This window comes from Psychrobacter sp. AOP3-A1-26 (genome assembly GCF_052378235.1).
Classification (GTDB): Bacteria; Pseudomonadota; Gammaproteobacteria; order Pseudomonadales; family Moraxellaceae; genus Psychrobacter.
Genome location: NZ_JBQSXN010000010.1, coordinates 14,582 through 35,894, shown reverse-complemented (window position 1 = coordinate 35,894; position 21,313 = coordinate 14,582). Strand labels below are relative to the sequence as shown.

General features: G+C 42.9%; 16 protein-coding genes. 14 read left to right on the top strand and 2 right to left on the bottom strand.

Annotated features, from left to right (window positions below; genetic code table 11):
* Window positions 1-88: 88 nt before the first annotated feature.
* Window positions 89-1,534, bottom strand: a complete 1,446-nt coding sequence (gene dnaA, locus ACT3TU_RS03400; RefSeq protein ID WP_192522764.1) for a chromosomal replication initiator protein DnaA — start codon at window positions 1,532-1,534, stop codon at window positions 89-91.
* A 607-nt stretch (window positions 1,535-2,141) separates the two neighbouring features.
* On the opposite strand from dnaA, the gene rpmH reads away from it, so the two are divergent.
* The 8 genes from rpmH to ACT3TU_RS03360 all read left to right on the top strand — a co-directional run bounded on the left by rpmH (window position 2,142) and on the right by ACT3TU_RS03360 (window position 10,019).
* Window positions 2,142-2,276, top strand: coding sequence for a 50S ribosomal protein L34 (rpmH, locus tag ACT3TU_RS03395; protein WP_007394757.1), 135 nt, complete (start codon window positions 2,142-2,144; stop codon window positions 2,274-2,276).
* 189 nt (window positions 2,277-2,465) lie between these two features.
* Window positions 2,466-2,837 (top strand): ribonuclease P protein component, encoded by a 372-nt coding sequence (gene rnpA, locus ACT3TU_RS03390; RefSeq protein WP_444784025.1) that lies wholly within the window; start codon window positions 2,466-2,468, stop codon window positions 2,835-2,837.
* A gap of 1 nt (window position 2,838) precedes the next feature.
* Entirely contained in the window at window positions 2,839-3,213 is a 375-nt protein-coding gene (gene yidD / locus ACT3TU_RS03385) for a membrane protein insertion efficiency factor YidD (protein ID WP_192522766.1), read from the top strand.
* Between the two features lie 216 nt (window positions 3,214-3,429).
* On the top strand, window positions 3,430-5,127 hold the full coding sequence (yidC, locus tag ACT3TU_RS03380) for a membrane protein insertase YidC (protein ID WP_192522767.1): 1,698 nt from the start codon (window positions 3,430-3,432) through the stop codon (window positions 5,125-5,127).
* Window positions 5,128-5,539: 412 nt separating this feature from the next.
* Window positions 5,540-6,928: a tRNA uridine-5-carboxymethylaminomethyl(34) synthesis GTPase MnmE gene (gene mnmE, locus ACT3TU_RS03375; protein ID WP_192522790.1), complete on the top strand. Its 1,389-nt coding sequence runs from the start codon at window positions 5,540-5,542 to the stop codon at window positions 6,926-6,928.
* 37 nt (window positions 6,929-6,965) lie between these two features.
* Window positions 6,966-7,424, top strand: a complete 459-nt coding sequence (nrdR, locus tag ACT3TU_RS03370) for a transcriptional regulator NrdR (protein ID WP_192522768.1) — start codon at window positions 6,966-6,968, stop codon at window positions 7,422-7,424.
* A 172-nt stretch (window positions 7,425-7,596) separates the two neighbouring features.
* Window positions 7,597-8,652, top strand: coding sequence for a bifunctional diaminohydroxyphosphoribosylaminopyrimidine deaminase/5-amino-6-(5-phosphoribosylamino)uracil reductase RibD (gene ribD, locus ACT3TU_RS03365; protein ID WP_444784024.1), 1,056 nt, complete (start codon window positions 7,597-7,599; stop codon window positions 8,650-8,652).
* 692 nt (window positions 8,653-9,344) lie between these two features.
* Window positions 9,345-10,019: a riboflavin synthase gene (locus ACT3TU_RS03360; protein WP_192522770.1), complete on the top strand. Its 675-nt coding sequence runs from the start codon at window positions 9,345-9,347 to the stop codon at window positions 10,017-10,019.
* Between the two features lie 255 nt (window positions 10,020-10,274).
* On the opposite strand, the gene ACT3TU_RS03355 is transcribed toward ACT3TU_RS03360, so the two are convergent.
* Entirely contained in the window at window positions 10,275-13,127 is a 2,853-nt protein-coding gene (locus tag ACT3TU_RS03355) for a response regulator (RefSeq protein ID WP_192522771.1), read from the bottom strand.
* A gap of 233 nt (window positions 13,128-13,360) precedes the next feature.
* Between ACT3TU_RS03355 and fmt the strand changes: the two genes are divergently transcribed.
* From fmt to ACT3TU_RS03325, 6 genes are all read left to right on the top strand, one after another.
* Complete coding sequence (fmt, locus tag ACT3TU_RS03350; protein ID WP_192522772.1) at window positions 13,361-14,440, top strand: methionyl-tRNA formyltransferase; 1,080 nt, start codon at window positions 13,361-13,363, stop codon at window positions 14,438-14,440.
* A 71-nt stretch (window positions 14,441-14,511) separates the two neighbouring features.
* Window positions 14,512-16,089 (top strand): transcription antitermination factor NusB, encoded by a 1,578-nt coding sequence (locus ACT3TU_RS03345; RefSeq protein WP_192522773.1) that lies wholly within the window; start codon window positions 14,512-14,514, stop codon window positions 16,087-16,089.
* A 45-nt stretch (window positions 16,090-16,134) separates the two neighbouring features.
* Window positions 16,135-17,556 (top strand): threonine synthase, encoded by a 1,422-nt coding sequence (thrC, locus tag ACT3TU_RS03340; protein WP_192522774.1) that lies wholly within the window; start codon window positions 16,135-16,137, stop codon window positions 17,554-17,556.
* Window positions 17,557-17,901: 345 nt separating this feature from the next.
* On the top strand, window positions 17,902-18,999 hold the full coding sequence (locus tag ACT3TU_RS03335) for a LysM peptidoglycan-binding domain-containing protein (RefSeq protein ID WP_225735236.1): 1,098 nt from the start codon (window positions 17,902-17,904) through the stop codon (window positions 18,997-18,999).
* A 60-nt stretch (window positions 19,000-19,059) separates the two neighbouring features.
* Complete coding sequence (dprA, locus tag ACT3TU_RS03330; protein ID WP_192522776.1) at window positions 19,060-20,328, top strand: DNA-processing protein DprA; 1,269 nt, start codon at window positions 19,060-19,062, stop codon at window positions 20,326-20,328.
* Between the two features lie 202 nt (window positions 20,329-20,530).
* Window positions 20,531-21,160, top strand: a complete 630-nt coding sequence (locus ACT3TU_RS03325) for an L-threonylcarbamoyladenylate synthase (RefSeq protein ID WP_192522777.1) — start codon at window positions 20,531-20,533, stop codon at window positions 21,158-21,160.
* Window positions 21,161-21,313 lie beyond the last annotated feature (153 nt).

The window sequence follows — 21,313 nt, the reverse complement described above, 5'->3', positions numbered from 1 at the left end:
CACTATAATCCATCAATGTCTATGCGCTCGATATGGTCAATATTATAAACCATATCGAGCGACTAAAACACAGCCGTAGCAAAGGCTGCTAACCCGCTTGTAACATCAATGCAAGCGTTTTGTAATCCTTGTCAAACGCTGGATCCGCTGCTCGCAACTCATTAACTTTATCACAAGCATGCATCACCGTCGTGTGATCGCGTCCACCAAATGACTGTCCAATCTCAGGAAAACTATCGCCAGTTAGCTCTCGTGAGAGTGTCATTGCTATTTGACGCGGTCTGGCAATACTGCGCGTACGTTTACGACCCATAATATCTTTGACCGTTACATCATAATATTCAGCGACCACCTTACGAATATTATCCATATTAACGGCCTGTACCCGCATCGCTACGATGTCTTTTAGCGCATATTGCACCATCTCTAGTGTAATTTGTGCGCCCGTCAAGTTAGCGTTGGCAAATACTTGATTTAACGCCCCTTCAAGACGCCTGACATTAGAAACCACATTTTGAGCAATGAATAGGGCGCACTCTTTAGGCAATGTCATGCCATACGAAGCCGCTTTTTTCTGCAGAATTTGTACGCGAGTATCAATTTCAGGTGGATCGACAGCGACCGTTAAGCCCCAAGAAAACCGCGATCTAAAACGTTCATCAAACTCCGTCATTTGTGATGGATGACGATCAGAAGCCAAAATCAGCTGTTTGTCACCACTAGTAAAATCAGCAAATAATGTCAAAAACTCATTACTGCTTTTAGTCTTTCCTGCTAATACATGAATATCATCTACAATTAATAAATCTACTTTTTTTATTTTCTTTTTAAAATCTTCTATTTTATTATTTCTTAAAGAATAAACTAATTGATTAATAAATTTTTCAGAAGTGAAATAATAAAAACTTTGATTATTTTTTAAATAGCGATGTGCTACAGAATGCATTAAATGCGTTTTCCCCAACCCAGAAGGCCCGTATATAAATAGTGGATTGTGGCGATTTTTTGATTGGCGCTTACCAAGCTCATAACAGGCTTTGTAGGCCAGGTTATTGGACTTACCAGTGACAAATGTCTCAAAAGTAAAATCAGGGTTTAGATAGCTTAAAGATTTGGCATCAGCAGAGTCGATTAACTCTGCATGCCGCATATTGGCATCAATATCTGCTTTTGCATTGTTATGATGAATGGTTTCAAATTTATGATCAGCAGGGGGAGGGGAGGGCTTATCCTCTGTAAACAAAGACCCTGACTGTGGTTGGCTATTATCGCCTGTGTCACGTCCAGCGTTATCGACGCGAACCACAACTTCTTCGATACTTCCTTGACTGTGCTTAGCGACCAACTGCTGAATATCTTGCAAATGATTTTTTTTAATATAAGTCACAAAGTAATCATTAGGAGCAAGAATAATAAGAGTTTGTGCTTCTTGATGGGCAGACAAAGGTCTCAACCACATGGTAAATACATTGTCTTTGACGTTGTAACGCAAGTCGTTTAGACATCTATCCCAAATATTTGCTGTGTCTATCATGAAAAATACTAACCCTATAAACTAAAATAATAGATGTGCCTAAGTGGTATAAACCTCTTATCTAACACTAAATACTGCCCATCATTATTCAGCCAAAACTACCTTGGCAAAATGATAAAAAACCATAGAGTGGGCAGGGGTTAATCTAACACAGAAGCCTGTGGATAACACCTTGTTTTTTGTGGATAAGGCTGTGGATAGTTTTGTGGATAAGTTTATTACTCGAGTTATCCATATTTAGCCCACAGGTTATCCACAGGCTTACCCATAGTCTAGTCTTTTGATAATAAAAAGAAATTTAGACTTAACCACAGATAATAAGCCTCCCAATAACAACAATATCTATATATATTAATCAATTATTATTATGGATTTCGTTAAATTCTGTGGATAACTTTCAAGAAGTCGATAAAAAGTAACTAAGATGAACCGATAACTACAAGCAATAAATATCAAATAAAAATAAAGAGTGTGGAACAAACTTACTTCTAGCAGAGTAAAAACACACATCAACAAACAAATCCAATTCGTTTATTGACCAATATATTATGGAATGGTATAATCCTCCGCTATTACGAATTTAGTCCATTATTTTGACAGGTGAGTTATGAAACGTACATTCCAACCAAGCGTGATCAAGCGTAAACGTACTCACGGTTTCCGTGCACGTATGGCAACTAAAAAAGGCCGTCAGGTCTTAGCTCGTCGCCGCGCTAAAGGACGTCATCGTCTTACTGTATAATCAGTAGATTGCGATAAGCATGGCTAGTAGTGCTTGTTGTGTATCTATTGTTTATTGGTAGATTGCGATAGTCAATCATCACAACTGACACGTAGCCATATATCAAAAGCGCCCACATAGGCGCTTTTTTTGTCTCTATATTTTGCTATTATTCTAATATTGTTATTAGCTTTCATACTAGGTTGTACTATGTCCAATACTGTCTCAGCGATACCTACCGCCCGCTTCACTAAAGAGCAACGCTTGCTAACGCCTAACGCCTTTCGTGAGGTGTTTGATGCGCCTGAGCGTAAGCTGCATCAAAGCCATCTCATGGCCTTTGTACGAACCAATACGCATGACCAACCACGAGTAGGTATGGCTATCACTAAGCGTAAAGTACCTACCGCGGTCGCTCGAAATCTCATTAAACGGCAGATACGTGAGCAGTTTCGAATAAGATCTTCTATCTTAGAAAATAAAGATATTGTTTTCATTGTTAAAAAATCTATAAAAGAGTTAGACAATAAAGAATTGAAAAAACAAATAAATAATATTTTTAAAAAAATAGAAATTAAATAAAATGAAAGTTTTATTAAAAGATAAAAATAATTTTTTAAATAAGTCTATTGTTTATTTGATTATCTTTTATCAAAGAGTAATAAGTCCAGTAATACCTGCTCGTTGTCGTTATTACCCAACATGCTCGAATTATGGCAAACAAGCTTTGGCATGGCACGGTGTTCGAGCGGGGGGTTGGTTGTTATTAAAGCGTATTGGTAGCTGCCACCCTTTAGGTGGACATGGCGTTGATTTTGTGCCGCTACCTTTAGCTTCTTATGTTTATCAATACGTACCTTTTACTACTTCATTAAATATGAGTCTTCAAGGTATTGGTGTTTATCGAGACAACAAAAGCTATGTTTCACGGCTAAATTATTTGATGAGTTTGACATAATGGTAAGAGTCTCATGGCGCTGGTATCAGGTCTATTAAGTTACCCACAAGTTATCCACACTCTTGGTATCATTTAAGGCAGAATTTTAGTAAAATAATGCACATTTTATGTAAATGACTAGCAATATAGTTGTCAGATATCAAGATAACTTTGTTGTATGGTCACGACACATGCCCTAATTTTTCATTCCCTAATTTTTTAATCTAGGAAAGGTTTATGCAAAAGATATTTCGGGTGATGATCATCATTGCGATGCTAATCACCGCTTATCTGCTGATTTTGGCATGGCGAGATGATTATGCCGATGCGCCAGCGGTAGATGCAGTGCCAGAAACCACCTCTTCAGTAGGTGCTGACATTCCTTCTACCACCGGTGCAGCAGGTGATATTCCGTCACAGACGCTACCTGTTGATAATGGTGCAGTCGATATTGGTACGGTGACGGCTACTCCTGCTAAAGATGCAGGTCTCATCACGGTAACCACCGATCGCTATGATATAAAAATTAATCCAGAAGGCGGTGATATTGTTTATGCTGCTCTCAAGCAGTATGACGCGACACTCGATAGTGATAAACCTTTTGTATTGTTAGAAAATAACAGCAATCGTGTGTACGTGGCTCAATCTGGTCTAATCGGTCAAAATGGTATCGATACGGCAGAAGGCCGTGCTAATTATAGCCATACTGCTAATAATTACGTGATGGAAGAAGGTCAACAAACGTTGTCTGTACCGCTTACTTATAAAAAAGATGGCGTGACAATTACCAAGACCTTTACCTTTACTGAAAATAAATATCCGATTGATATTAGCTACCAAATTCAAAACGCTTCTACCAACGCGTGGCAAGGTCAGATGTTTGCGCAGCTAAAACGCGATGACAGTAAAGACCCTGGCATGTCAGATAAAGGCGCACTGAGCATGGCGACTTATTTAGGCGGCGCTTGGGGTACACCTGACGATCCTTATAATAAGCTAAAATTTGGCAAGTTCAGCGATAGTGGATTGGCCACGTCCAGTGATAAGGGTTGGGTCGGCATCGTACAGCACTATTTTGTCTCTGCATGGACGCCTGAAAACTTTACGGGTAAATTCTTTAGTCGTGAAACGGGAAATGATTACTTTATTGGCTTTAATAGCGAAGTAGTCAATGTAGCTCCAAGCAAGCAAATGACGTTAAACGCGACACTGTATGCCGGTCCAAAGGTACAGTCTGAGCTAAAAGATGTGGCAGTCGGCCTTAATAAGACCGTCGATTATGGCTTGTTATGGCCAATATCGAAGATATTATTTGCTATCTTGGATGGTATTCATAAGGTTATCGGTAACTGGGGTTGGTCAATTATTGGACTGACTGTTTTAGTGAAAATTGCCTTAATGTGGTTTTCGAATAAAAGCTACTACTCAATGGCGAAGATGCGGGCTATCGCACCTCGTCTAGCAGCGCTAAAAGAAGAGCATGGCGACGATCGTATGAAGATGTCGCAAGAGATGATGGGCATTTATAAAGAAGAAAAGGTCAATCCGATGGCGGGTTGTTTACCAATTCTTATGCAGATGCCAATATTCTTAGCGCTTTATTGGGTGCTGGTTGAGAGTGTTGAGCTACGTCATGCACCATGGATATTATGGATTCAGGATCTATCAGCGATGGATCCGTGGTTTATCTTGCCACTGCTTATGGGTGCATCGATGTTTACACAGCAGCAGCTTAACCCGCAGCCAGCTGATCCAATGCAAGCAAAAGTGATGAAGTTTTTACCTATTATCTTTACCGCATTTATGCTGTTCTTCCCAGCTGGTTTGGTACTATACTGGACAGTGAATAACTTGTTTAGTATGACCCAGCAGTATATTGTTAATAAGAAAGTTGAAGAAGAACAAAAGCGTCGTACCGTCAAGGTAGTCGATTAACCAGTCTTCAAATAGAACCAGCATTGATAAAACCATCGCGTCAGCGGTGGTTTTTTTATAGCTGGTCTATATGTACTATGGTTGACACTAAATACATTTTTTTTGACGCGTGACTGGTATTAATTTTTGTTGCTTGCTGTATCTACGCTGACAGAGGCTGCAAAAAATTAATACCAATCGCACTGTATTTTTCTATATCGAATTGACTATATAGTCAGCTCAAAATAAAAACGATGCGCTTGTAGTAAAGTAATAAAGTAAATAGTAACGTGCTGTTGCTATCCAAAGTTTGCTTTGTCAGTCTGCGTCCAGCCGTCTATAATGGAGTTTTTAGCTAGTGAGAGTAATTGTGGATTCTTTAGAGAAGCCGTCGACTGCACCTAATTCATCTGAACAGCCCAACGCATCTGGATTGGCCACGATTGCTGCTATTGCAACACCGCTTGGGCGTGGTGGTGTCGGCGTTATACGGCTATCAGGCGCACGCGCACATGACATCGCGTGTAAGCTCACCGGTAAGTCAGAATTTAAACCACGTATGGCCAGTTTTTGCCGTTTTTATCAGGCTGATGGTACGGTCATTGACGAGGGTTTGGTGCTGTATTTTAAGGGACCAAACTCATTCACAGGCGAAGATGTGATTGAACTGCAAGGGCATGGCGGGATGATTTTACAAAACCAGCTGCTAGCACGTGTCTTTGAATTGGGGGCAAAACAAGCGAGTGCCGGAGAGTTTTCTTACCGCGCTTTTGATAATGATAAACTGGATTTGGTACAGGCAGAGGCAATCGCTGACGCTATCGATGCGACCAGCGCTGCTGCTGCAAGTAGTGCGATTCGATCGCTTAGCGGTGAGTTTTCACAAAAGATTAATCAGCTGCTTGAGCAGTTAATTCACCTGCGACTCCATGTAGAAGCGGCTATTGATTTTCCTGATGAGGAGGATGTGGACTTCTTATCTGATGGGGTTATACAAACTCAGCTGGAGCAAACACAAGCCAAGATACAGCAAGTACTAGCAACGGCAAAACAAGGACAGCTGTTACGCGATGGTATTCACGTGGTGTTGGCGGGCAGACCTAACGCGGGTAAATCAAGCTTATTGAATCGTTTGGCAGGACAAGAGCGTGCTATCGTCACCGACGTAGCAGGCACCACTCGCGATACGCTGCAAGAGACAGTGGTTCTCAATGGTTTAACGCTGCATTTGACTGACACCGCTGGTTTGCGCGAGACAGAAGATACGGTTGAGCGCATTGGCATTGAGCGTGCTAGAACAGCAATTACTCAGGCTGATATGCTGCTGATGGTTTATGATGTCACCCGTGATCTTGAAGAGGAAATCACACCCTTACAGCTCGCTGAGCAGCTATTTGGTGAGCTGCCAGAAGCCAAGCGCTTATTAATTATTGCCAATAAAAGTGATCTATTAAGGGACAGTAGTGGCGCACAAATCGACTCTGATTCGCAACTTGAAATAGAAAATCGTGGCTACGAACAAGTTAATGTTTCATGTGAAACAGGCGTAGGTATCGATAATTTAGTCGAAACCTTGTGCGCTAAAGTAGGTTTCCATCCCCCAGAAAACAGCCTAATCGCTCGCACACGGCATATAGATGCACTCAGACGGACGGCGGATTGTTTGGCAGAGGCGCATGAGCAGTTGACCGTCTTTCAAGCAGGAGAATTGGTTGCCGAAAGCTTACGCCAAGCTCAACAAAGCTTAGGCGAGATAACAGGTGAGTTCAGTGCTGATGATTTGTTAGGTAAAATATTTGGTAGCTTTTGCATTGGTAAATAACCCGTTGTATGCTCCATCTTAAAATAAGGAAAATGCTATGCACTGCCCATATTGTAATGCGTCAGAGACCAAGGTTATTGACTCACGGCTTGCCGCGGAAGGTGCTCAAGTGCGCCGCCGCCGCTCATGTAATAGTTGCCAAGAGCGTTTTACTACTTTTGAGATGGTAGAGGTGGTAATGCCTAGAATTATCAAATCGAGCAGCAAAATTGAGCCGTACGATAATGAAAAGCTGCGCCGCTCTATCTTACTACCATTACAAAAGCGTCCTATCACTATTGATGAGCAAGAGGCGATGATTAGCCGTATAGAAAAGCGTGTTAGACAAATGGGAGAGCGTGAAGTAAGCAGCAAGGTTTTGGGTGAAATCATCATGAGTGAGCTCAAAACTTTGGATGATGTCGCTTATGTACGCTTCGCAAGCGTCTATCGTGATTTTCAAGACATTGATGCTTTTCATCAAGAAATCGCCAATATTCGACCCAATGAAAAATAAGCTGAATCCTTTATTTTCTTAGATATAGTAGCTCCACTATAGAATAAACAACGATTACTGGATAAGTTTTGCGCCGCCTCTTTCTGCATAGCTTCTGATAGCTTCTGTCAGTGCCATGGCTGAATGTTCAACACGCCCTAATAACTCTCACTCATTGATTAAGTTAACCCCTATGTCAATTCAAAACCATTCTCAAGACTCGCAAGACCGCTACTTTATGATGCTTGCTATCGAACAAGCCAAGCAAGGCTTGTATACGACTAGACCCAACCCAGCAGTGGGCTGTGTCATCGTCCAAGCAGCAGAGATCGTTGGTCAAGGGTATCATCCTAAAGCGGGAGAGCCGCATGCAGAAGTGTTTGCGCTCACAGATGCTGGAGAGCGGGCAGTAGAGGCAACTGCTTATGTGACCTTAGAGCCATGTAGCCATACGGGGCGCACACCGCCCTGTGCGTTAGCCCTTGTGAATGCTGGGGTGAAACGTGTGGTGATTGCAGGGCTCGATCCGAATCCACAAGTTGCAGGACACGGGGTGAGGGTATTAGAGCAAGCTGGTATTGAGGTAACGGTTGGTGTATTAACCGAGCAAGCAGAAGCATTAAATCGTGGGTTTTTAAAGGCAATGCGCACCCAAATGCCTTATGTGAGGCTCAAGATTGCCACCAGTCTTGATGGTCGCACAGCGATGGCAACTGGGGAATCTAAGTGGATTACCTCCGCTGCTGCCCGTGAAGACGTACAGAAGTTACGGGCGCAAAGTGGCGCTATTATTACGGGTAGCGAAACTGTCATGGCTGATAATCCCCAGCTTAATGTTCGCTCCCATCAACTAGGTATCACCCCCGAGCAAGTTCCCGCTCCCAAGATAGTGGTACTCGATAGACGTCAACGCTTAGCGTATAGTCCACAATCTAACTATCAGTTGTGTCGCAGTACCGAGACGCTGTATTGGCGTGAAGACAATTTAAACGACTTACTTACCGTTTTGGTCAATGAACATAAGTGTTATGACGTGTTGATAGAAGCCGGTGCTAGCGTGGCAGGCAGTTTTTTAAGTCAGCAACTGGTAGACGAGCTGATTGTGTACCAAGCGCCTTGTTTGTTAGGGTCTCAAGCGCGGCCAATGGTGGAGTTTAATCCACTATCTTTGGCTCAACAGCTGCGCTTCGATATTCACTGCCATGAGCAGCTAAGTTCTGACCTAAAAATTACTTTATTACCGCTATAAACCTGTTAGTTATAAACAACTTACTCACAGCTTGGGCATAATGTGGGTTGAATGTGGATAACTAAAAATGCTTAATCAAGGTTTCACATGAAACTGTGCATAACTTTGTTCCACATGAAACAATCGTATCTAGATTTCCATTAAAGATAATAATTTTAATATAAAAATCAGTTACTTAGTCTGATTTTTTAAAGTATGGAGTTTTTAGCTAGAAAAATACTTGTTGTGGATAACTTTACGTAAACCAAGGTTTTAGGGTGCCTTGGGTTGTTTTACGATTACTTATCCACAACTTATCCTATGATAAGCATAAGATAAGCAGACGTTTCACCAAGAAATAGACCATATGCGAACGCTGATAAGAGTTTTAGGGGCTGTATAGAATTCAGCTAAGGAACTGACAGAGACTATTTTTTAGGCAATTCGACGCCAAAAATAGTAAGTTTAGTCATTCTAAGCGCGATAGTTTTGGCTATGAAGTGGCAAAAAATAGTCCTGTTCCTTCGGACTGATGCTAAAATCGCCCCAGACGTTGTTGTAAATCTAGCTAAGGTCTCGACATTACCTTCGATTTACGCCTAGTCTGGAATTATTTTAGCGATCAGCAGTCCTAATAGATGAATTCTATACAGCCCCTAATCAATTAAAATATATTGTTTATAGCAACAATATAACCATGAGATGAGGTCAATATGTTTACTGGAATTATAGAAGGTGTTGGAAAGGTTAAGTCTATGCAGCCTATGGGCGGTGACATACGCTTAACGATAGAGTCTGATGAATTGGATTTTGGCGATGTAAAGTTAGGAGATTCTATTGCCTCAAACGGTATTTGCTTGACCGTCGTCCAACTTGGTAGCGACTATTACTCTGTTGATGTTTCACGTGAAACTATCGCTCGTACCGCCCTAGAAACGTTAAAATCGGGTCATATTGTTAATTTAGAAAAAGCGATGCTACCGACCACGCGTTTTGGTGGTCACATTGTCGCCGGTCACGTAGATGGAGTAGGCGTAGTTAGCAAGCTACAACAGGATGCGCGTTCTATTCATATCGAAATCACCATACCATCAGAGCTGGCGCATTATACAGCCACTAAAGGTTCTATTACGGTCGATGGTATTAGCCTGACGACCAATCTGGTACGTGACAATATTGTCTCTCTAAACATCATCCCGCATACCGCTAAAGTGACCAATATTGCCAAGCATTGGCTGGTAGGCAGCAAGGTTAATATCGAAGTCGATATCGTCGCGCGCTATTTAGAGCGTTTATTAAATAAATCGCAAACGAGTGGTATGAATGCACCAAACCCACAAAGTCAGTTATCTGAGGCATTTTTAGCAGATAATGGCTTTATGAAGTAGATATTGGAGAGATATAAAAACAGGTTATTAGGTCGTGATTAAACTATCGGCAGAACAGATTTTTTCTGTATAAAGTGTTTAGAGGTAGGCAGTTCTAAATAAAATCTGTACGTTGTTAGCCACGTGCTACTGGAGTAAGTTTTTCTTACTTGCTGTTCGCAAGCGTGACAGAGGCTGCGAAAAATTCATTCCAGTAGCACTCGTATTTGTTTTAAAGTAAATTAACTATACAAGCAGCCGCTGCATAAGTTGTGGTTAAGCTTCTATAAAACTCTGTAAAACGACCTCCAATTGCTTTTTATCGATAGGTTTAGCTAAAAAATCATCCATTCCTACTTGGATACAGGCATCGCGATCCTCTTGGGTATTATTGGCAGTTAAGGCGACGATAGGAATATCGTCGCCTTGGGCGCGAATAGCTTGGGTGGCTTGTAGGCCGTCCATGACAGGCATTCGGCAGTCCATCAAAATAAGTGAAATCTCCTGCCGCTGCGTTTCCAATACCTCTAATGCTTGCTGCCCATCTTCTGCCACGATGCTACGATAACCGAGCTTGCTTAGTATTTTGCAGGCGATTTTTTGATTGGTTGGGCTGTCCTCTACTACTAATATAAGGGGTAAGGCTGTTTCAGGGTTAACCGATGGGTTAGCTGATGGGTTGGTTGGTTTACTAACCTCGGCTTTGACAGTTTGTGCTTGTGCCAGTACTTGCCTGACGGGCAAGGTCAAGCGCATCAACTCGGAGATCAGCAAGGCGCTGTCCAAAGGTTTTGTCAAAAAGCCATCGCATTTATCCAACAGTATAGAGGGGATACGGCGTTCGGGTTTCATGCTAAACAGTAGCTTGGGTAATAATATATCAGCAAGCAGCTGATTTAGTATTGGCTGACTGTCGTCACTGGCTGTCGTTTGCTTATTATTACCGGGTTGTGTTTGTACCAACTTGAGCTCGTCTGATTTTGACGCGTCATCTACTGTGATGGCACGGGTGTCACGATATTCGTAATCTAATAGTAATATAGGCGCCAGTGTTTGCACATTTTTCTCAAACTGCTGTATTAACTCTGGTAGGGACGCTAAATCTACAGAAGTATAGATAGTCGCTGTGATAGACAAATGGCTGCACAAGGATTGTAAGTATTCGGCAACCAGTGGCTGACTGACGACTGCCATAAGATGAATGTGGGTCAAATGCGGACTGTGGTGATATACCGATTGATAATTTGGATGACGACAAGGAAGATAAAGGTCAAAACTGCTGCCTTTATCGACAGTACTTTTTAGTTCAATAAAACCGCCTAATAACCGAGCAAAATTATTGACGTTATTTAGGCCCAGTCCAGTTTCGATAGCCTCTTGTTCTACTTGATTCATATCTTGATTGTAATTATGACTGTGATCAAAATAATGAAGCAGCTGACTTTGCTTAATTGCTGTGATGCCGACCCCTGTGTCCTGTACGCTAAAACGCACCCAATAATGGGGTTGGTCTTTTGCTACATTCTCATTGAGAGCGGGTAAGCTATTTTTACCGAGTTGTGGTACTTGATCTTGGCTAATGGTCTCGATAATCAACGCCACGTAGCCAGTAGTGGTAAAGTTGATGGCATTATGTAATAAATTAAGCAAAATTTGACGTAAGCGCACATCATCAGTGTCAATGTAACGCGGGCAGTTGGGGGTAAAAAAGTAAATCAGCTCAAGCCCCTGCTGCCGCGTTTTATCGATGATTAAAGCGTTAACTTCTTGCCCAAGCTTATAGATATCGACAGGTTGGATACTCAGGCGAGTTTTTCTTACCTCAATCTCTTCGATATCCAATATATCGTACAGCGTGGTTAGCATACGCTGACTATTTTTAACCAACACACTCAAAGTCTTATTCTGCTGGATAGACAATGTCTGAGGATCGATCGGTTCAAGCGTGTCGATCATAGTCTCTAGCGGTATGCGTAGTTTATGACCGATGACAGAGTTTAATCCTTTGAATTCCTCAATTCGCTGTTGAAGCTGTTGGTTCTGTTGTTGCAACTGCTCAATTTGATTGGCGAACTCATGAATGCTGTTAAGAAGTACGGTAAAGCCATGAACTTGTCCGTGCTCACCGAACCATGGCGTGATATGCAGCTGGTATGACTGTTGGTTTTGTAATCCGTAGACGGTCACTGTGCGAGTGACACGTAAGTTTGACAATGTTTTTAGCAGTAATTGGGTGGATTCATCCTTACCAGCGAAAAAATCTGTCAATTCATAATGGTGGTGATTTTCAGGTAAGCCTATAAATATTTGCTCAAAGCGTTGGTTAAAAAAGCTGATTTGTCCATGGCGCATAATCATAAGCATCGGTAATGGCGCTTGCTCAACCAAACGCTCCAGACGGTGTTTGAGGGTTTTAATACGTCGATGGTTGTTATGCAACTGATAACTGATACGACTCAGTGCATGACCTAAGCGCAAAAACTCAGCAGTCGACTTATCCGCCATAAATGGTGGTGGCGTGTAAGCTTCCTTTGCCTGACTACCCAAGTTATCGGTATAAAGTAACAACTGCTCCCAGTTGGTTCGGCGGTTTAGCATATAAAGTAAAGCGACGATAAAAAACATTATTGCGGTCATCAGTGGTAGCCAGTAGCGATAAGATAACCAGTCAATATCAAGGGCTTTATGGCGCAGTATAATATGAAGTTTATGCCCACTTTTAAATACAATCGTACCTGCTAAGTTATAGGCAGTCAGTGTATAAGCGCTGTTATTAGAGGTGTTAGAGGGTAACGAGGTGATAACTTTAGGGAAGGTAATGGTTGAAAATGTCGCTTCATTAGGGCGAGTATGGCGGTGGATATAAGTCTGCCCCGATGGCAGCATAAAAACCAACTGATAACTGATACCCTCAAACGTCGGTTTTTCTAGAATTTTTGTGATTTCACTGTTTAAGGGGTTAGCATGCTCAGTGATGTCGTGCTGTAAAGCATAAAAAGTATCAATACTCTGTTGTTCACTGTTCTGTTTCATCTCATGAAACAGCGCAACATAATATAGCAACAGCATGACTGTCAACGTCAAGGTGTAAAATATGAGTAAGCGCTGTAAGGACTGAAACTGTTGCATGAAAACTTGGTCCTATGTCGACATAAAAAATATAGTGGAGTTATAAATATTTTGTCGGAGTAGCTGGCTTGCTGATCTGACTGTGGTTTGTGTACTGTGTTTCTTATGTGGCCTACTTTCTATTATAAAGACAAATGTGGTCATTAGTAACTCCGATTGACGCGGTTACAATCATGGCACAACGTCGTAAACTCACCTATAATGAGTCAATTAACCCTATATAATGCATGATTATGACTACAATTGCTTCTGCCTCTACGCTATCCGCGCCGTCTACTACCAATAACCTTTCTTCTAGCAAGCGTCTAAGGGTTGTGTTTGCGGGCACACCTGAGTTTGCTGCTATCAGTCTTGAGACATTAATCAAGCAGCAAGAGTCACTCAATATAGACATCGTTGCGGTGTATACGCAACCGGATCGCAAGGCAGGTCGCGGTCAAAAACTGGCAGCGTCAGCGGTTAAGCAAGTGGCATTAACTCATGATATCGCTGTTGAACAACCAGTTACCTTTAAAAAATCCAGTACAGAAGGAATGGCGGCGCGGCAGACGTTGCGTAGTTATCAGCCAGATGTGATGATTGTCGCCGCTTATGGGCTGATTTTGCCTATTGGCGTATTGACCACACCGACGCTAGGCTGCCTAAATATTCACGCCTCATTATTACCACGCTGGCGCGGTGCAGCACCGATTCATCGTGCGCTATTGGCGGGCGATGACGAGACTGGTATTACCATTATGCAGATGGACAAAGGGCTAGATACAGGCGACATGCTTTATAAGGTGAGCGCTAATATTGAGCCTGATGATACTGCTGCCAGCCTGCATGATAAGATGGCGGCTCTAGGAGCGACGGCCATTACTACGGTGTTGCAGGACTTGCCAATCTATCAAGCGCAGGCTAGCGCTCAAGATGATAGCCAAGCCAATTACGCTGAAAAGCTGGTCAAAACTGAAGGCGCAATTGACTGGGCACAATCAGCTGCTGATATTGAACGCCAAATCCGTGGACTGACACCGTGGCCGGGTGCTTATACTTTTTTAGCAGGGCAGCGGGTCAAAATTTTAGCCAGCTTGCCTATCAACGCATCACAGCAAACCAATGAGCCTGCTGGTACGGTCATCAGTGTTGGACGCAACGCGATTTTAGTCGCTTGCGGTACTGATAGTACAACGGCTGGTGACAAAGAAACGGCTGGAACTTTAGCCATAACTGACTTACAGTTTGCCGGTGGTAAGCCGATGACTGCCGAGCAAATCTGCCACGGCAATCAGCTAAACGATGGTGATCAATTCACTATAGATACAAAATAATTTAACCTATTCTGTCAACAAACTAACTCGCACAAGACGCCATTTATCATACGTCAAGGAAACCCAATTTAATGAGACAAACCAGCACTGCGCCTAGAAATAATAAGCTCAAACCGTCAAGCAACCTTATTATGAATGGTAGCGTCCGCGTCCGTGTGATTCGTACTTTATTGGCTATTCAAAACGGTCAGTCGCTCGCAAGCGTCCTTGATCCGTTATTAAATAGTTTACATGATGGTGATAAAGGGTTTGCTCATGCGCTATTGCTAACGACATTGCGCCAATGGCATGCGCTTGCGCGTTTACTTGATACGCTAGCGGATAACCCTATTGATGAAGTTGAGGTGCGTACTACCATTCAAGTGGGTTTGGTGCAGTTGCTGTATTTGGAAGTGGCTGACCATGCGGCGATTCATGAAACGGTCGAAGCGGCGAAAGAGATTGAGTTCGCCCATGCGACTGGTTTAATCAATGCCATCTTGCGTAAAGTTGCCAAGAACCCTAGTAAGTTCCGTAAAAAGTGTGATAAAAAACACAGCTTGCCTAATTGGCTTGCCTATCAGCTCAAGCAAGATTGGAGTGAGCAGTATGACGATTTGATGCAGGGCCTACGTCAACCTGCGCCAATGTTTTTACGAGTGAATACAGCAGTTACCTCGGTAGCTGACTATCAGCAAGCACTGGATGGGGCAGAGATTGACGCGGATTTGGTTGAGCTAACGAGTGGTTTCAACTTATCTAACTCGTCGGATACAGCCTCATCTAATAGCATATTAACCAAAGGGCTAAGATTACATCAGAGCACTGCAGTGAATGCCTTACCGCAATTTTCTGAAGGAGCTGCTAGCGTACAAGATATGCATGCGCAACTTGCAGCGCCGCTTATCCATAGCGCGTTACTCAATAAGCTGAGTATTAAAAACGATGATGTAGACGTCGATACAGACACGAATAATAATAACAACGAGGTCCGTATTTTAGACGCTTGTGCGGCGCCGGGTGGTAAATTGGCTCATTGGTTAGAATTAATCAGCTCAAATGATTCAACCTTGTTTCACGTGAAACAAAACGACGAATCAGTACCTTTAGTTTCGAAAGTGAAGCTGACTGCGATAGATAATGAAGCGCCGCGTATCGAGCGTATTCATACTAATTTACAGCGCTTGAATCTAAGTCAGCACGACTTGCAGCAAGCTGAAAAGAATGTCGAGCTCAATATCGTCTGTGCTGACGCGACGACATGGCAAGGGGCAGGCAAGAAAAAGAGTAAACTTGTATTTGACGCTATATTACTAGATTCACCTTGTACCGCGACGGGCGTGATTCGTCGTCATCCTGATATCAGTATCCTGCGTACCGAAGAAGACGTCGAGCAAACCACTTTGCTACAAGCGGATATCTTGCACAATTTATGGCCACAACTTAAAGTTGGTGGTTATCTGTTATATGTCACTTGCTCTATTTTAAAGCAAGAAAACGTCGAGCAGATGCAGGATTTCATGACTTACTATAATAATATAACAGCCGTTGAATTTAGCGATGATTGCAATTGGGGTATCGAGCAGGCTATCGGTCGTCAGTGCTTACCGATTGATAGCGAGAGTGGCGATGGTTTTTATTATGCGTTGCTGCAAAAAACTGCTGAATAAACCGTTTTAAATATTGAATAACCTCATTATAGACAGGACAATCTAATGAAATATATCAGTACCCGTGGTCAGACAGCACCGATGGATTTTAGTGATGTGCTATTGATGGGTCTTGCGCCAGACGGTGGTTTGATGCTACCTGAGAGCTATCCAAATATTGATAGTGCGACGCTTGATAAGTGGCGCACGCTGAGCTACCCACAGCTAGCGATGGCGATCATGCAGCGCTTTGCTACCGATATCCCTACCGCTGATTTGCAAGATATTATTGAGCGTACTTATACCGCAGAGATATTTGGTAGTGCCGAAATTGTCCCTGTGCGTAAGCTTGAAGACAATTTATACGTTTTAGGCTTATCAAATGGTCCAACGCTGGCATTTAAAGACGTTGCCATGCAGTTTTTGGGCAATGCTTTTGAATACGTACTTAAAAGAAAAGATGCACGTATTACTATCATTGGCGCGACCAGCGGCGATACGGGCAGTGCAGCAGAATATGCACTACGCGGTAAAGAAAACATCGAAGTCTTTATGTTGTCACCGCATGGCAAAATGAGCGAATTTCAGCGCGCGCAGATGTATAGCTTAACGGATGACAATATCCACAATATCGCCATCGATGGTATGTTTGATGATTGCCAAGATATTGTTAAAGCATTACAACAAGATGCAGAATTTAAAGCAGCTTATAACTTAGGTACCGTAAACTCAATCAACTGGGGTCGAATACTGGCGCAAATCGTTTATTACTTTAAAGCTTACTTTGCCGTGACTGATAGTAATGACGAAAAAATCAGCTTTAGCGTGCCATCAGGTAACTTCGGTAATATTTGTGCCGGTCATATCGCGCGTGAGATGGGCTTGCCAATTGAGCGTTTAATTGTCGCCACCAATGAAAACGATGTATTAAATGACTTCTTTAACCAAGGTGCTTATCAGCCGCGTCCAACAGAAAAAACCTATGTGACTTCAAGTCCATCGATGGATATCTCCAAAGCGTCTAACTTTGAGCGTTTTGTTTATCTATTGCTTGATAAAGACAGCGCCCGCGTCCATGAGTTGTTTGAAGGGGTCAAATCTGGACAAGGTTTTGATTTACCTGAACTAATGGAAGCGGTTAACACACGTTATGGTTTTGCTGCCGGCAAATCTACCCATAGTGACCGTCTACAAACCATCAAAGCGCTTTATGAACAGCATGGTGAATTGGTCGATCCGCATACCGCTGATGGTATCAAGGTCGCCAAAGAGTTGCAGCGAGAAGGTGAGGTGATTGTTTGTGCCGAAACGGCGCTACCCGTTAAGTTTGCAGACACCATCGTCGAGGCGATTGGTCAAATAGATATTGCTCGCCCAGCCCATACCGAGGGTTTGGAGAGCTTGCCGCAACATGTGGTCGTTTTAGACAACAACGCTGAGTTGGTTGCTGAACAAATTCGCGATTATGTTACACCAAATCCAGCATAAAGCGCTAATAGCCCTGAGCTCATATCTAAAGGAGAAATAAAAGAAGGTTTCCACATAAAGGTTACACTATTGTAATAAAGTGTTTATGATTGTGTTATGGTAGATATAATTGTAATATTAGGAACGGCGTCGGCGAATCAGCAATGTGCTAGACGCTTTTTAGGAATAATACCAGCCAATTACTGAACAGCTGCCCTCTAAACGTCATCATAAACAACTTGTTAAGTCCGTAAAGTGCTTGATGCTTTATTACTGCTTGCTCAAACAAGTACAAAGCCTCGAGATTAATCGACTTAAGTAAGCGTTATTGTGGCGATAATAGCGGTACATATTGTGGATATAACAATGAAGATGAGCTTAAAAAAAATAGCAAAAGCGCTGTTGATCACGACGTTTAGCAGTGCCATGCTAATGAATGCTGCCCACGCTAATAATCCACCCCCAACCATTAAAGCAGATGCACCCAATCGCTACATCGTCAAAAAAGGCGATACTCTGTGGGATATCTCAGGCCGTTATTTAGACAGTCCGTGGCGCTGGAAAGAGATTTGGGCAACCAATAAGCAAATCAAAAACCCCAATCTTATTTATCCCAATGACATTCTTATTTTATGTGTGATTCAAGGCAAAACACTCATTGGAGTAGATACTGGCGAGGGCTGTGCTGGGGTTGAAAAACAACTCACTGGCGATGTGGTGGCTAGCACAGTAGCCGTTACCTCCACTGCCAACAGTATACCGCCGATTCCATGGTCTGCTATTCAGCACTGGTTGGATAAGACGATCATCGTCAATCCAGAAGATTTCAACACCACGCCATATATTTTAGCTTCCAAAAACCGCAACTTAATCACCGCAAGTGGCGATAAGATTTATGCCAAAGGCGTCCCACTTATCGTCGGTCAGCGCTATGGTATCTACCGCGAGGGCGAGCTATATGTTGATCCTAAAACGCAAGAAGTGATCGGTTTAGAAGTCACGCAAGTGGCGACTGGTTTGGTTACCTCGACAGAAACCAACGGTGTCACCAGTTTGCAGCTTACGGATAGTTATGGCAAAGAAGTACGTGAAGGTGATCGCGTATTTGTCGAGCTAGATAACTCTATCCCGCCAGTATTTTATCCAGCACCTGCGTCGGTTAGCCGTGGTGGTATGATTGTCCGTGTCATGGACTCAATCAGTTCAGCGGCAAAAGGCAGTGTGGTTGCTATCAATCTAGGTAGTACGCATGGCGCGAAGCCTGGTGATGTATTGATGGTTTATCAAAAAGGGCCATTGGTGCGCGATATCCGCGATAATGATACGCCTGTACGCTTGCCAAATGAGCAAAGTGGTATGGTGATGGTGTTTAATACTTTTGATCATATTAGTTATGCTTATGTGCTAAATTCTGAGTTGCCGTTAAACGTCGGCGATAAGCTGTTACCACCGCCTTATCTATAAGCTCATACAAGGTTTTTTTAAATTGACCACACTCAGCCCGCCCAAACGAGACAAACGACGATGACAGCAGTCACCTCTTCTTTATCAGACGATCAGCGCGCCATACTGGCGCTGTGGTATGAGGTGAATGCGTCATTATCTGCGTATCATAAGCTGATTACTGTTTTTGGTGGTGCACCACTGGCTTGGGTTGCTGGCGTAGAAGCATGGCGACAATTGGGTATTCACCATACCCATCTGGCCCGTCATGAACAGCCAGAGCAAACGCGTGCCAATATTGATAAAATCCAGCAAGCATTGCTAGATAAAAAATACGGTCTGTTATTCGCCGATCAGCCTGACTATCCTGCACAACTCTCGCAAATCTACGACCCACCGCCATTATTATTTTATCGTGGCAATAAATCTCGTCTGCATCAAGCGCAAATCGCTATCGTTGGTAGTCGAAAACCCACCGCACATGCACAAAAAACCACCTTTGATATGGCACAGTATTTAGCACAAGCGGGTTATATAATCACCAGTGGTCTTGCGATGGGTGTGGATAAACGGGCACATTTAGGCGCGCTAGCACAGGCTGAGTCTGAATACCAAGGTCGTACTATTGGCGTCATGGGTACGGGTATCGATGTCAATTATCCCAATCATCATGATAAGTTGTTTAGCCAGATTATCGAGCAAGGCGGTTGTATCATTAGTGAGTTGTTGCCGCACACGCTGCCGCACAAGCACACATTTCCGCGGCGCAATCGTTTGGTCGCTGGACTAAGCCTCGCAACGATTGTGACCGAAGCGACCATTCAAAGCGGTTCGCTGATTACCGCTCGCTTAACTTCTGAGCAAGGCAAGCAAGTCTTTGCGATTCCTAGCCATATTGATAATAGCAATGCAGAAGGTTGTCATCACTTGATACGTGAAGGCGCGACTTTGGTTTATCATCCGCAGCAGGTGCTCGAGGACGTCAATGCTCAGTTGGGTTATGAAAGTTATTCTCATGAATCAAAAGATACTGTGGATAGTATAGATACTACCGAATCTAATAGCTCTCAAACGAATCATAGCCAAACTGCTAAACATACCAATAAAGATAAAAGTACCGCCATAGTCGCTAACCTGCCACCACCTTCTAATATCAAATCTGCTCCTAAACCTATCGTTGTACCTGAGCATTTAACCCTCGTTTATGAACAGCTTGATTGGCATGGGCAGGATTTGGATGCGCTTATCGTAACTACTAAGCTTGCGCCACCACAATTAATTGGACAGCTGATGGAGCTTGAGTTACTGGGTACGATCAGTGTGCAGGGCGGACGCTATCTGCGGGTCTAAAGCCACATCCTCTCTAACTTTTCATTTTTTTGCTTATCATTTCTGAGTATTTAAGCCCAGCACAATGTTGGTATAGTTGAGTCACTTTAAAACTGATTCAGGTGCTACTGGAATAAGTTTTTTGCAGCCTTAGCTATCCTAGTCTTTCTTTATCCTGTGTTATTATAAGCGCTTACACTTTATCTTTCTAAACATTCAAATTATGAGCCAATCTGCACCATTCATCACGGATTCCGTCATTCAAGCTGCTAAGTGGCTCAAAGAAGGGCAGCTGCTCGCTTATCCAACCGAAAGCGTCTGGGGTGTCGGTTGTGACGCTTATGATAAAGAAGCAGTTCAGCGTATTTTAGCCATTAAACAGCGCCCACAAGCCAAAGGTATGATTGTTATTACCGATAGTGTAGAGCGGCTGGCACCTTTATTAGACCCGTTAAATGAGGCGCAACTCAAACCTATTCTAAAAAGCTGGCAGATAGATAGTGAGCATATAGATCTAAAATATAAGCAAGCCCATACGTGGTTGTTACCTATCCCGCAGATACTGACGACCATTATTCCTCCTTGGATAATGGGGCAGCACCAGACGATAGCCGTGAGAGTGATCGCTCATCCTATTATCCGTCAACTGTGTCAACAGCTAGTCAGTACTCAGAACCCATTCGGGTTGCTGATCTCGACGAGCTGTAATCCATCAAGTGAACCGCCTGCGATGACTTTTTCTGAAGCGTATTCTTATTTTGGCGAGCAAATCAGCTACTTGCAAGCTGAGACATTAGGCTATACCTTACCGAGCCAAATTCGTGACGCAACCACTGGTTTAATTGTTCGTTAGAGCACAGCAATCCACTAAGCAATAAATATTATTCTTTTATTTCTGTCTTGACAGAAATAAAAGAATAGCGCAGTATGAATGATTAGGGCGTGTCCTCATTTTAAAAATGGTGATAAAAATGAGTTAAATTGCAGTTAAACAAGGAAAATAGTG